We start from the raw sequence: 13,513 nt of genomic DNA, 5'->3' as shown, positions 1-13,513 counted from the left end.
CTTATGCATGCAAATAGCCTCTGCAGGCAGAGGCTATTTTTATATCACAATTCCATAACTAATATATGGGATTAGTATTTAAAGTTTAGAGAGAGTACTGCGCTACGACCTTCAGCTTCAGTGGCGTAGTGAGAGGCATACGCTTTAGTGAAATAGCGTTCGTCCGACAGGTTATTGACATTCAATTGCAGGTCAACATTTTTGTTTACGTTGTAACGTGCCATAGCATCGTAGCGAACGTAACCTGGTACATATTTTGTGTTTGCTAAGTCACCATAAACTTTGTCCATGGCAATTGCGCCAGCACCTAAAGTTAACTGTGGCACAATTTGGTAAGTTGTCCATAGCGTAGCACTGTTTTTAGGAACGTTAGGCATTTGGTTGCCATTAAATATAGATTGGTCTGTACATGTTGTACCACGGCAACTTACACCATTTTTGGTCGCTTTACTGTCTAAATAAGTATAACCAGCACTAATATCCCATTTATCAGTAATCTTACCGTTTAAACCAAGTTCAAGACCATCCACTTTACTTTCACCGATATTGCTATAGGTTGTAGGAGACAGTTGAATACGTGCATTCTGTTTTTCAGTACGGAAAATAGCGGCAGTTAAATTCAAGCGATCTTGTAAAAGGTCCCATTTTGTACCGATTTCAAAAGTACGACTTTCTTCAGGATCGAGGTTGCTGTAAGCCGCACCGATACCCTCAGAACCGTCACCGGCATCGACACCGACAGGATTAGCAGACGTTGCATAGCTTGCATAAATTGAGCCATTTTCAACAGGTTTAAATGTTAAGCCCGTTTGGTAGGTAAAGAAGTCTGTATCACTTTCAGTTTTTACTTTGTCGCCAGTATTGAATTTACCATTCGCTACATCTGCATTTTTTGAGCCATAGGTCATGGTCTGTTCAGTATCAAACTTGTCCCAACGAACGCCTAGGTCTAATAACCATTGCGGATTAAGTTCGATGCTGTCTAAGAAATAAACCGAGGTTGATTTGGTTTGCGTGTTGTATTGGTCTGCACCATCTGTGCTGATACTGCCTGTCCATGGCCCACGGTTAGGGTTTTGAACGGAAGTACACCAGCCTGTCGCAACATCTTTTATAGGATCGCATTTGTTATGTATTGAACCTGTTGTGTTTTCGCCATTAATAATATATTGGGTGCGGTCTGTTTCTTGATCTGAGTACTCAGCGCCTAAGTTGAAGCTATGTTTTAATGCACCTGTATTGAATTTCCCTGTTAGGGCCAGCTGGTCAGTAAAGGTATCTGTGTCAGCGATACGTGAATTAACGCGCGCCCATACATTACCGCTTTTATAGATGTTGCCTTGGGAGTCATCTGGGTTTGTCCACAGATAATCATTTTTAGAGCTGTTATAAACTGCGGTATTTGAAATGGTTAGATTATCACTCAGGTCATGTTCAAGCTTGATCGTTCCTGATTGATTTTCTTGTTTTTGGAAATCACGGTCTTTCCAACCATAGTAAACACCCTGTTTTACATCAATTGGTTTTCCTGAGTATTGTGAATAGCCCGTAGGATTGTTGTATGGCACACCTGAATCAGGCGTATCATCAGTTTTGAGGTAGTAGTAGCTTAATGTTGCACGCGTGTCGCTGTCTAGACCAAACGTAATACTTGGCGCAATACCTGCACGTGCATATTCAGTACCATCTTCTTGACCCGCTTTGTCGTTGTGGTGACCCATTACGGCAACACGAGCAGCAATACCATTACCAAAATCTTTGTTACCGTCTAAAGTAATACGTTGGTAATCATCCGTTCCTGCTCCCACAGAACCTTTTAAAAAATCACCGTTTTTAGCGGTTTTTGAAATCATGTTGATGCTACCACCAGTTGTACCTGCACCGCCCATTGCTGACGCAGAACCTTTGGTAACTTCGACTTGCTCAATCGCAAACATTTCACGATTTTGTGAAGTAGAGTTGCGAATACCATCAACATACATTGAACTTTCAGAGTTATAACCACGAATGAAAGGACGGTCACCATTCGGGTTACCACCTTCACCAGCGCCTAAGGTAATACCAGGAACCGTACGAAGGGCATCACTTAAAGTTGTAACTTGAGTGTCTTCAATCAACTGTTTAGAAATAACAGATACTGACTTTGGTGTGTCGAGTAGGGGAGCAACGAACTTGCTGTTTGCAGATTTGTCTACTTTCAAACTTTGTTCTGCTGCCGCTTCCGTGTGAATTGTTTCTAATTGCGCGATTTGATCTTGCGCAACAGCATTGACTGCAACCACAGAGAGTGTTGAAGCGATTGCTGAAGAAACCAGCTTTTTACGTGTTTTGATGAAGGTCATAACGAATCTAGTTCTAGCGTTGTAAATTAGTATGCAAATAATAATTATTCTTATTCTTATATGCAATTTTTCTCGATTGGATTTAACGATGCTCAGATCATATAAATTTGGAAAAAGAAATAGAATAGTAGTGAAATGTAAGATTATGTTGTAATTGATTGGGTGAAAATTAAGCATATATTGATCTAATAGAATTCTTCACGAAATTACCCAAGAACAACCGAGTTTATTCATAAACTATGAAAAATAATAAATCGTGGATGACTTGCTGATATGTTCAGATCAACTTTTACTGCTAGAATGCTTGTCGAATTTTGTATATCTGCAAAGTTGTCATATAATGTGGCACTTTAAAAATTGTTACTACTAACTATATATCGAGGAAGCCATGCAAGTAACGACTGAAGCGGTTTCGGGCGTTGCCCGTCGTTTAAATGTTTCTGTACCGACGAGCCGTGTTAACGAGCAATTTGAAGCTCGCTTAAAACGCACTGCCAAAACTGTGAAGATCAACGGCTTCCGTCCAGGTAAGGTGCCTTTAAACGTTGTTCGCCGTGAATATGGTGCGGGCATTTATCAGGAAGTGGTGAATGAAATCATTCGCGACACTGTGTTCGAAGCAATTCAACAAGAAAAAATCAATGCGGTAGGTATGCCGAACATTGAGAAAGTTGAAAACAAAGATGGCGCTTTAGTGTATGAAGCAATTGTTGAAGTTTATCCAGAAGTGGAAGTGAAGACTTTTGCCGATTTGGAAGTTGAACGCAAGGCTTCAGAAATCAACGACAAAGATGTTGATACCATGATTGAGAACCTGCAAAAGCAACGCGCTTCTTGGACTGAAACCAAGGGTATGGCGAAGAAAGACATGCAGGTGACTTTCGACTTCGAAGGTACTGTTGATGGTGAGAAGTTTGAGGGCGGTTCTGCTGAAGACTTTAAACTGGTTCTTGGTTCAGGTCGTATGATCCCTGGCTTTGAAGACGGTATCGTTGGCATGAAGAAAGGCGAAGAGAAAGTGATTGATGTGACTTTCCCTGAAGACTATCAGGCTGAAAACCTGGCGGGTAAAGCTGCCCAGTTCAAGATCACTCTGAAGCTTGTTGAAAAACAGAAACTTCCAGAAATCGATGCTGAATTCCTAAAAATCTTTGGCTTGACTGAAGAAGAAGGCTTGGACAAGTTAAAGGCTGATGTTCGTAAGAACATGGAACGTGAAGTTCGCAACGGTCTGCGTAACCAGGTTAAACAAGCTGCGTTTGATGCCCTTGTTGCTGCAAACGAAATCGAAGTTCCAGCTTCTATGGTTGCCCAGGAAATTGACCGTCAACGTCAACAAATGATCCAGCAGTTCACTCAACAATTTGGTGGTCAGGGTGCAGGCGCATTTGACAGCAGCATGCTTCCAGATGAGTTGTTCAAGGAGCAAGCTGAAAAATCAGTGAAACTTGGTGTGTTGGTGAGCAAAGTATTGGCTGATGCTAAACTTGAAGTTGATCAGGCACGTGTTGATGCTTATATCGACGATATGGCTTCTTCTTATGAAGACCCAGCAGAAGTGGTTGAATACTTCAAAAATGACAAGCAGCAACGCGCTCAAATTGAAGCTGTTGTGCTGGAAGATCAGGTTGTTGACCACATCCTGGCTTCTGCTAAAGTAAATGATGTAAATATAAGTTATGAAGACTTGTTAAAAGAGCAACAGGCAAGCCGTGGCTAATCTTTTAAAAGTTTAGAAGAAAGGCGCTTGATGCGCCTTTTTTTATGCGTGTTATGAAAGTGTTAATTTGTCGAAAAATGACTCGGTTTTGCCATAAATAATCGAATATTTCAGGCTGAACCTTTTGCAATTTCATCGATTATCCCTCATATTGTTGGCATAGATCGAGTCAGAATAATTTAGGAATAAATAAACCTATGTATGTTCCAACAATTGAAAATGCTTTAGTTCCTGTTGTCGTTGAACAATCCTCTCGTGGTGAGCGTTCTTTTGATATTTATTCACGCCTGTTACGTGAGCGTGTGATTTTTTTGACAGGTGAAGTTGAAGACAACATGGCCAATTTAATCGTTGCGCAGATGTTGTTTCTGGAAGCTGAAAATCCAGAGAAAGATATCCATCTTTATATTAACTCACCAGGCGGTTCAGTGACTGCGGGTATGGCAATTTATGACACCATGCAGTTCATCAAGCCAGATGTGGTGACCTACTGTATGGGGCAGGCGGCATCGATGGGTGCATTCCTGTTGAATGCGGGTGCCAAGGGCAAGCGTTATTGTCTTGAAAATGCCCGTGTCATGATTCACCAGCCGTTGGGTGGTTTCCGTGGTCAGGCTTCTGACATTGAAATTCACGCGCGTGAGATTCTCTTTATCAAAGAACGTTTAAACCGTTTGATGGCTGAGCATAGTGGTCAGAACTATGAAACTGTCGCACGTGATACAGACCGTGACAACTTTATGACTGCACAGGCGGCAAAAGAATATGGTTTGGTTGATCAGGTCCTGAGCAAGCGTCCTTGATTTTTGAAAACTAGGTTTAAGATTTAAGTTGTGGAGTAAATATGTCCGAACATCCTCAAGGACAAAAACATTGTTCATTTTGTGGTAAGACGCAATCGGAAGTTGGAAAATTGATTGCAGGTGAGGACGCATATATTTGTAATGAGTGTGTGGATGTCTGCTTGGATCTGGTACAAACCAGCCAACAGGTTGAAGCGGGGGATTGGGCAAGCAAGGCATTGCCTAAGCCACATGAAATACGTGCTGCCCTTGACCAATATGTCATTGGACAGGATATTGCGAAAAAAACCCTGTCTGTTGCAGTGTACAACCACTATAAGCGTTTGAAAGTAGGACAGTCGCATCACGCACCGCAAGATGTTGAAATTGCAAAAAGTAATATTTTACTGATTGGACCAACAGGTTCAGGTAAAACTTTGCTGGCGCAAACACTTGCCCGCTTGCTGGATGTTCCATTTGCCATGGCAGATGCGACTACACTCACGGAAGCAGGTTATGTGGGTGAAGATGTTGAAAACATCGTGCAGAAGCTATTGCAGAAAGCAGACTATGATGTAGAGAAAGCCCAGAAAGGCATTATCTATATTGATGAGATCGATAAGATCACCCGTAAGTCTGAAAATCCATCCATTACCCGTGATGTTTCGGGTGAGGGTGTACAGCAGGCACTGTTGAAAATGATTGAGGGTACTGTTGCCTCAATTCCACCTCAAGGTGGACGTAAGCATCCTCAACAGGAATTTATCCAGATTGATACCTCAAATATCCTGTTTATTTGTGGTGGCGCATTCTCTGGTCTGGAAAAAATTGTCCAGCAGCGTCAGGAAAAGGGCGGGATCGGCTTTACCGCTGATGTGAAGAACAAGGATGATCGTAAGAAAATCTCTGAATTGTTCCGTCAGGTCGAGGCAACTGATCTGGTCAAGTTTGGCTTGATTCCTGAATTCATTGGCCGTTTGCCTGTGATTGCCACTTTGGAGGAGCTGGATGAAGAAGCGCTGATGCAGATTCTGACAGAACCGAAGAATGCATTGACACGCCAATATCAATACCTGTTCACAATGGAAGATGTGGATCTGGTGTTTGATGAGTCTGCATTGCGTGCGGTGGCGAAGAAAGCGCTGGAACGCAATACGGGTGCACGTGGTCTACGTTCAATTCTGGAAAATGTTTTGCTTGAAACCATGTACGATTTACCAAGCCGTACAGACGTTGGTACAGTGATTGTGGATGAAGCCGTGATCAATGGCACCGCAAAACCAACCTATAAGGCTGAGCGTTTGCCGCAGGTGACCACGCCTGAACTGGTGGAAAAAAAAGACCTGAAAGTGATTGATTCCAAATCGGCCTAACTGCAACGGTTTATCACTCATCTAAAAAAGCATGAAAGGTTTAGCTTTTCATGCTTTTTTTATTTGCAATTGGTCAGTGAGGTGTTAATCTTAAAAATTGGAAAATCCGCATAGTTTTGCGCTGTTAACAATAAATTCAAGAAAACGCCTTGAGGGATGTCATGCGTTATTTAATATTGTCATTATGTTGTGCTGGGGTATTGGCTGGCTGTCAAAGCCACAAGGCCGTTGAGGAAAAACCAGCAGCACTGACTGCAACGCTACCACCAGTGGATACTGAAAAAGAACCAGGCTTGTTTGATCAATACCATATGGGTGGCTTCACTGTAGGCGGTTGGGTCAATCAAAAGTTGGGTCAATACTTCACACCAGTTAAACCACAAAATGAACAGGCGGCTGTTGTGTATCTGTATCGACCAGATTCGCGCTGGAACCGTCAGGAAATTGCGGCGGTCAACCTGTTTATCAATGGTCATCGTATTCCAAGCCTGTTACATAATCATTATTACTGGGTTGAACTCCCTGCGGGAACCTATCGTTTAAGTGTAAGCCGTCCCTTGGCAGGATTACATTTCCAGAAACCAAAATACCTGGACCTGACGGTGGATGCCGCGCAGACCTATTTCATCAAATATGATGAGGAAAACAAGATTTCTCGCAGTGAGCATACGGGTCCGTGGATGGTGATGCCTGACAAGGTCGCCCGTCAGGAAATCGCGTTTACCCGTTTAAAATCTTCGAGCTATAACTTCGTTGCACAGGATGAATCGGGAGAGGTTCGTGCCAAGCCTCAGGAGCTCAAGCCCGTTAAATATGATGAAAAGTCTGAAGTGCTTTTGGTCAAGCCATTTAAAATCTGGAATCCCTTAACCTGGTAAACTGACACAGAACAGGGACTATTCAGGTTGAACCAGTGGTTTGATGATGGTTAGGAACTGTTCCTTTAGTTGTGAGCTTTGCTCTGGATCATTCAGGCTTTGCTGGCTCAAATGACTCATATACTGAAAAACATTGGTGCTGATTTTCAATGTTTTTTGATTAATGGATCTACCCTCAGGCGTTTTTAGGAATTTTAAATAAGCCTGTACTTCTTCCTCACTTAATGTCTCGGCATAAATTTTTTCTATGGCCTGTAAGGTTTCGGGTCGGGCAAACACTTTTGAACTGGTGTCTTTCAACAATTGGCTGAGTTCGAGTACAGCCAGCTGTTCCTGTGTGGTGGTTAATTTATCCTTGTTTAACACCCTTAGCAGGATGTTTTCAGCTTCTGAATCCAATGTCGGCTGCATTTCATCCAAAGAGGTATATAGGATATTTTCAAACTCACTCAGTTTGATCAGCTCTTTTACAGACTGGGTTCGTGCTGGTGTGGCAAAGACACTTTGCATGGTGCTGATCAGGCATAAACCAACCAGCACGCTCGATATATTTCTATTCATGTTTTTGTCCTTATTGTTGTTTTGTTTTTTATAATCTAACAGAAGCACTGGGCAAAAAAATAGCCGAATACAATGATTCGGCTATTTTTCTGATAAAGGCGTTATTGAGCAGCATCAACCACTGGAATTTTACCAATCTTCGCTTGCCAGATTTTTGGTGCAGTCGCATGGATTGAGGTACCATTGACATCAACCGCAACAGATACAGGCATGTCTTCAACCACAAACTTGTAGATGGCTTCCATACCGAGGTCAGCAAATGCAACAACTTCAGCTTCACGTACAGCTTTAGAAACGAGGTAAGCAGCGCCACCCACAGCCATTAAGTAAGTTGCTTTATTGTCTTTGATTGCTTCAACAGCCGCTGGACCACGATCCGCTTTACCGATCATGCCGAACAAGCCAGTTGCTTCTAGAACTTGGCGAGTGAATTTATCCATACGCGTTGCAGTTGTAGGACCAGCAGGACCAACGACTTCATCACGAACAGGATCAACAGGACCCACGTAGTAAATAAATTTACCTTTAAGATCAACAGGTAGTTCTTCACCGTTATTTAACATGTCGACCATACGCTTATGTGCAGCATCACGACCTGTATAAATGGTACCGTTAAGTAGTAAGGTGTCACCTGGTTTCCATGAATTCATTTCTTCTTGGGTAATGGTATCAAGATTCACACGTTTTGATTGAGATGAATCCCAAGTTACAGCAGGGTAGTCTTCAAGTTTAGGTGCCTGAATATGCGCAACACCTGTACCATCTAACTGGAAATGTGCGTGACGAGTCGCAGCACAGTTTGGAATCATACCGACTGGCTTACCTGCCGCATGGCATGGGTAATCCTTGATTTTAATATCAAGTACTGTGGTTAAACCACCAAGACCTTGTGCGCCAATACCCAATGCATTCACTTTCTCGAAGATCTCGATACGGAGTTCTTCCATCTTGCTTTGTGGGCCACGACGAAGTAATTCGTCCATGTTGATTTCTTCCATGAGTGCTTCTTTAGCAAGCATCATGGCTTTTTCAGCAGTACCACCGATACCAATACCGAGCATACCTGGTGGACACCAGCCTGCACCCATGGTTGGAACAGTTTTAAGTACCCAATCTACGATTGAATCAGATGGGTTGAGCATCGCAAGTTTAGATTTATTTTCAGAACCGCCACCTTTCGCTGCAACGGTAATATCAACTTTATTTCCTGGCACGAGCTTGTAGTGAATCACGGCAGGGGTGTTGTCTTTAGTATTCTTACGACCAAAAGCAGGATCGGCCAACACAGAAGCACGGAGTACGTTTGAGTTCTCTAGGTAACCTTGGCGTACACCTTCATTGACCGCATCATCCAGGCTCATGCTTAAATCAAATTTAACATCTAGGCCAACTTCAAGGAAAACGTTGACAATCCCTGTATCCTGACAGATTGGTCGATGACCTTCAGCACACATACGTGAGTTGATGAGGATCTGTGCAATAGCATCTTTTGCAGCCTTGTTTTCTTCACGGTCATAGGCACGGCTCATCGCTTGGATGAAGTCCTGTGGGTGATAGTAGGAAATAAACTGCAGGGCATCCTTGATTGATGTAATCAAGTCATCTTGTTTGATGATCGTTGTCATATCAAATTTCTCTTGAGCGGGCGATTAGCTGGCGGGCTAAATTATATGACAAAAAGGAATGAATGTGGGAGTTTTAGCTTAGATTTGGCTAAAGGTCTAAAGCGAAGCTTTGATCTAAATTGCATCAACAAAAGATGCGCTTTGGATTTTAGTTTTTTCTCAGTTGAGATGGACTATAGCCAAAATGCTTTTTAAAGCGATGGCTAAAATGGCTGCTTGAACTGAAACCGTAATTTGTAGTAATTTCGGTCAAATTTGCTGTGGTCAACTCTAGTGCCTGATGAGACAGCTCAAGTCGGCGTTGCATAACATATTGATGCGGTGGCATGTGCATGGATTGCTTGAAAAGAGGTGGTCCCGCTTGTTTGATATACAAGAGGTCTCGATTCTTCTTATTTTACTTCATGAGCATTTGCTCTCGTGATAGGTGGCATGGATGCTACCTTGTTAGACTGTGGTTTACAGGGATGTACCATCAGTCTAACAGAGGGGTTTTGTTACTTTTGCCCAGTCAAAAGTAAGGCAAATGTCTATACAAAAAACTTATGATGACTCATGGTACTATGAGTACTTCATTCAAAACAAAAAGATTTGATTCAACGGGTAAAACTTATCTGCTTAAACATTTTTATGTAAAGCAGATAGTTATCGCAAGTTGTTTAATCTTGCTGTTTTGCCTGAATTGCCGTCAATGCAATGGTAAACACAATATCATCGACCAAAGCACCGCGAGACAAGTCGTTCACTGGCTTGTTCAAACCTTGCAGCATTGGGCCAACACTAACGACATTAGCCGCACGCTGTACTGCTTTATAGGTGGTGTTACCAGTATTGAGGTCAGGGAAAATAAACACATTGGCACGACCTGCAACTTGCGAGTCAGGTGCTTTTTGGCGGCCAACACTTTCAACCGAAGCTGCATCGTATTGCAACGGGCCATCAATCAATAAATCTGGACGGCGTTGTTGTGCGATTTTGGTTGCTTCAGCGACTTTCTCAACATCTGCACCTGTACCAGATGTCCCTGTTGAATAACTGATCATGGCGATGCGTGGGTCAAGACCAAAGGCTTTGGCTGAGTCTGCGGATTGAATCGCAATTTCGGCAAGCTGTTCCGCATTTGGATCAGGGTTGATCGCACAGTCACCATAGACACACACTTCATCAGGCAATAGCATAAAGAAAATCGATGATACCAGTGAGTAATTCGGTGCGGTCTTAATGAGTTGGAATGCAGGTCGCACCGTATTGGCTGTGGTATGAATCGCTCCCGAAACCAGACCATCTACCTGATCCAAGGCCAACATCATGGTGCCAAGTACAACAGTATCTTGCAATTGTGCTTTGGCTTGCAACGCATCCAGCTTGCCTCTGCGTAACTCAACCATTGGCTCGATATATTGATCACGGATAGTGTCTGGGTCAATAATCTGTAGATCAGCAGGGAGCTGAATCCCACGTGCCTTGGCAACCTCGGCAACAGACTCTGGTTTTGCCAAAAGGATACATTGGGCAATGCCACGTGTCTGGCAAATCACGGCAGCCTGTACAGTACGTGGTTCATCACCCTCTGGGAGTACAATACGTTTTTTCGCTGCAATCGCTTTCTGTACCAGCTCATAACGGAAAGCTGATGGAGAGAGGCGAGGATGTAGGTTGTTCTGGGTATGTTGATCCAGCCAGTTATTGTCAATATGACTTGAAACAAAACGGGTAACCTGCTCAGCGCGTTCAATATCATCAATTGGAATTTCATTGCCAAAACGATTTAAGCGTTGTGCTGTTTCAAGTGTATCAAGTGAAGTATGCAGAATTGGCAAACCTTGCTTAATTGCACTTTGGCAAAACTCTAAAACATTGTCTGAGGGTGGCGCCTGTTCAGTTAAAACCAATCCTGCCAATGGTGTACCATTGCTACTGGCGAGACTGGCTGCAAGCAGGGTGTCGGTACGCTGTGAGGCGCTGATGATCAGTTCACCTGCAACAAACTTGTGTAGTTCAGATTCAATATTTGAGGCAATCAGGCTGGTGTGTAAAATGCGGCGTTGCTTTGCCTCGCCCTGATGCAGCCATGTTCCGTTAACAATTTGGGCAATATCCAAACTACGTGGCACACTCAGGATATTGCTGAATGGAACCAGACCGATAATTGGCAATTCATCTGTTCCCATAAAGCGGTTATAGCGTTGCAGCTCTAATGAAAATTCGGCAATTTGCTGGTCCAGACGTAGGCTTGGGTCAAGTGTGACAGGAATTTCAGCCGTGCCGTCTGGAAGCCCCTTGGTTCGCATGAACAGAACCCCTGTAGTGCGGGGTGAGGCTGCGCCGCCAAACTGACGTAGATGGGCATCGACTTTTTCTGCTGTCTTGCGTGGATCAGCAAGATCGGCGGTACTGACCAAAACCACCTGGGCATCCAGCGCCTGCGCAAGCGTAGCATTGATTTCACTGGCAAAATGGTCTTGTCCATTGGGAACAAGGCCCTCGACAATAATTACATCATGATCAACCGCAATCTGGCGATGCAATGCAACCGCCTCTTCAAGCAGTTCATCTGTCTCACCTAATGCAATCAGTTGAGTCAATCTTTCATAAGCAATCGGTTCAACCGAATGACGCTGGAATAGATGACGATACAGGGTGGTGGTGCGGTCAACCGTTGCATCTGCAATTTGTGAAAATGGCTTGAGAAAACCTGCATTGATGCCTTTGCAGTCCAGGGCGTAGATCATGCCTAAACAGGCAGAGGTAAGACCAACCCCTTCACCTGTTGGAATCAGTAAAATTGTATTCATAATGACCTTGGTATTATCTAAATATGATTGTTTAAGCTATTTGTGCAAGCACCTGACGGGTCTCTTTGGCGATACGACCTTCTTCATCAGTTGGAATCACCCAGATTTGTGGACCAGTTCCTCCATCAATGCGTCCCTCTGTGCCACGAGTCAAAGTATCATTATTTTCCTTGCTGAATTGCAGGCCAAAATGAGGCAGGTAAGCGAGCGTTTTTTCACGCACATAGGCAGAATTTTCACCAATGCCGCCAGTGAACACCAATCCATCTAAACGCGGCAAACCACAGCTCAAAGCAGATAATGATTTTGCTAAACGATAACAGAATACTTCAATCGCCAGTGTTGCCCCTTCATGGCCATTACCCGAAGCTTCAACTAAAGTACGCATGTCGTTTGACAGGCCAGATAAGCCAAGCAAGCCACTTTCTTTATTCAGCATACTGTCAATTTTCTGGATACTCCAGCCTAAATTACTTGCAAGGAATAAATGTAGGCTTGGGTCAACATCACCACTACGTGTACCCATCACTACACCTTCTAATGGAGTCATGCCCATAGAAGTATCAAGACTTTGACCATTCCAAACCGCACAAGTTGAACTACCATTGCCTAAGTGAGCACTGAGCCAGCCCCCTTGATTTTTTGCACCCGCGAGTTCACTTGCACGTTCAGTCACATAAGCGTGGCTTGTTCCATGAAAACCATAGCGACGGACATGGTGTTCAGTATATAAATTTTGCGGTAAAGCATAACGATACGCGTGTTCAGGCATGGTTTGATGGAATGCAGTGTCAAATACAGCAACCTGAGGTAATTCAGGGAACAAACGCATGGTTGCTTCAATCCCAATCAAATGTGCAGGATTGTGCAAAGGTGCAAGTGGTGTTGCAGCTTCGATGCGACTTACAATTTCGGGTGTTAATAGTTCAGCTTTGGTTAAGTTTCCACCGTGTACTACTCGATGACCAATCGCCTGAGGATTGTAATTTGCTAAACGAGCTAAAAGGGTTTCGAGCGCTTTAGCATGATCTGCATGAGGGATTGAAAGTTCCAATGGTTCGCCACCCACTGTTACCCCTTTAATACGTGCATCAGCAGAACCTAAATTTTCTGCCAGACCGTAGATACGATCTTCACGGCGTTCAGAGATCAGTGCGTATTTGATGGATGACGAACCACAGTTAATTACAAGAATAGATATAGCCACGTTTGAACCCCTAACAGGTTTTAAATTTTATAAACCAATACTTTTGATTTTGCTGCAATACATGGAGCAGTAGAATCAAGCGCAATGTTTTAACATGGGAAGCCGTATTGACAAAAATAGACTTTAGCCTATACGACTGATTTATAAGTAAAACAAATTTATATTTCAGTATAGTGTGTAAATAAAAAGTTATTTTGGGTGATCTGTTTGTTTTGCTACAGTTTTTTGTA

At 43.3% G+C, this 13,513-nt stretch carries 9 protein-coding genes and 1 pseudogene; 4 read left to right on the top strand and 6 right to left on the bottom strand.

Annotated elements, in window-relative coordinates; translation table 11 throughout:
- Window positions 1-71 precede the first annotated feature (71 nt).
- Window positions 72-2,342, bottom strand: coding sequence for a TonB-dependent receptor (locus tag F972_RS12020; protein ID WP_004757132.1), 2,271 nt, complete (start codon window positions 2,340-2,342; stop codon window positions 72-74).
- A gap of 388 nt (window positions 2,343-2,730) precedes the next feature.
- Between F972_RS12020 and tig the strand changes: the two genes are divergently transcribed.
- The 4 genes from tig (at window position 2,731) to F972_RS12000 (ending at window position 7,095) form a co-directional block, all read left to right on the top strand.
- Window positions 2,731-4,062: a trigger factor gene (tig, locus tag F972_RS12015; RefSeq protein WP_004769863.1), complete on the top strand. Its 1,332-nt coding sequence runs from the start codon at window positions 2,731-2,733 to the stop codon at window positions 4,060-4,062.
- Window positions 4,063-4,259: 197 nt separating this feature from the next.
- Window positions 4,260-4,865, top strand: coding sequence for an ATP-dependent Clp endopeptidase proteolytic subunit ClpP (gene clpP, locus F972_RS12010; RefSeq protein ID WP_004678498.1), 606 nt, complete (start codon window positions 4,260-4,262; stop codon window positions 4,863-4,865).
- 41 nt (window positions 4,866-4,906) lie between these two features.
- Entirely contained in the window at window positions 4,907-6,217 is a 1,311-nt protein-coding gene (gene clpX / locus F972_RS12005) for an ATP-dependent Clp protease ATP-binding subunit ClpX (protein WP_004757133.1), read from the top strand.
- 161 nt (window positions 6,218-6,378) lie between these two features.
- Entirely contained in the window at window positions 6,379-7,095 is a 717-nt protein-coding gene (locus F972_RS12000; RefSeq protein WP_004757134.1) for a DUF2846 domain-containing protein, read from the top strand.
- 18 nt (window positions 7,096-7,113) lie between these two features.
- On the opposite strand, the gene F972_RS11995 is transcribed toward F972_RS12000, so the two are convergent.
- The 5 genes and pseudogenes from F972_RS11995 to F972_RS11980 all read right to left on the bottom strand — a co-directional run bounded on the left by F972_RS11995 (window position 7,114) and on the right by F972_RS11980 (window position 13,283).
- Window positions 7,114-7,656: a DUF2059 domain-containing protein gene (locus F972_RS11995; protein WP_004678494.1), complete on the bottom strand. Its 543-nt coding sequence runs from the start codon at window positions 7,654-7,656 to the stop codon at window positions 7,114-7,116.
- 101 nt (window positions 7,657-7,757) lie between these two features.
- Entirely contained in the window at window positions 7,758-9,281 is a 1,524-nt protein-coding gene (locus tag F972_RS11990) for a fumarate hydratase (protein ID WP_004757135.1), read from the bottom strand.
- Window positions 9,282-9,429: 148 nt separating this feature from the next.
- Window positions 9,430-9,630, bottom strand: a pseudogene (locus tag F972_RS15525) (helix-turn-helix domain-containing protein); the annotation flags it as partial.
- A gap of 310 nt (window positions 9,631-9,940) precedes the next feature.
- Window positions 9,941-12,076: a phosphate acetyltransferase gene (gene pta, locus F972_RS11985; protein ID WP_004769861.1), complete on the bottom strand. Its 2,136-nt coding sequence runs from the start codon at window positions 12,074-12,076 to the stop codon at window positions 9,941-9,943.
- 31 nt (window positions 12,077-12,107) lie between these two features.
- A complete protein-coding gene (locus tag F972_RS11980; RefSeq protein ID WP_004757137.1) occupies window positions 12,108-13,283 on the bottom strand; it encodes an acetate/propionate family kinase in 1,176 nt (391 codons plus the stop codon).
- Window positions 13,284-13,513: the final 230 nt, after the last annotated feature.

Origin of the sequence: Acinetobacter sp. CIP 102529, from assembly GCF_000368325.1 — a bacterium.
GTDB lineage: Bacteria > Pseudomonadota > Gammaproteobacteria > Pseudomonadales > Moraxellaceae > Acinetobacter > Acinetobacter parvus.
Note: the sequence above shows the minus strand (reverse complement) of the source record. Positions and strands in the feature narration are given on the sequence as shown.

Bases quoted from the DNA above. Each gene is read 5' to 3' on its own strand.
- F972_RS12000 (WP_004757134.1), top strand. From the start codon at position 6,379: ATGCGTTATTTAATATTGTCATTATGTTGTGCTGGGGTATTGGCTGGC.
- tig (WP_004769863.1), top strand. From the start codon at position 2,731: ATGCAAGTAACGACTGAAGCGGTTTCGGGCGTTGCCCGTCGTTTAAAT.
- F972_RS11995 (WP_004678494.1), bottom strand. From the start codon at position 7,656: ATGAATAGAAATATATCGAGCGTGCTGGTTGGTTTATGCCTGATCAGC.
- pta (WP_004769861.1), bottom strand. From the start codon at position 12,076: ATGAATACAATTTTACTGATTCCAACAGGTGAAGGGGTTGGTCTTACC.
- F972_RS11990 (WP_004757135.1), bottom strand. From the start codon at position 9,281: ATGACAACGATCATCAAACAAGATGACTTGATTACATCAATCAAGGAT.
- clpP (WP_004678498.1), top strand. From the start codon at position 4,260: ATGTATGTTCCAACAATTGAAAATGCTTTAGTTCCTGTTGTCGTTGAA.
- F972_RS12020 (WP_004757132.1), bottom strand. From the start codon at position 2,342: ATGACCTTCATCAAAACACGTAAAAAGCTGGTTTCTTCAGCAATCGCT.
- clpX (WP_004757133.1), top strand. From the start codon at position 4,907: ATGTCCGAACATCCTCAAGGACAAAAACATTGTTCATTTTGTGGTAAG.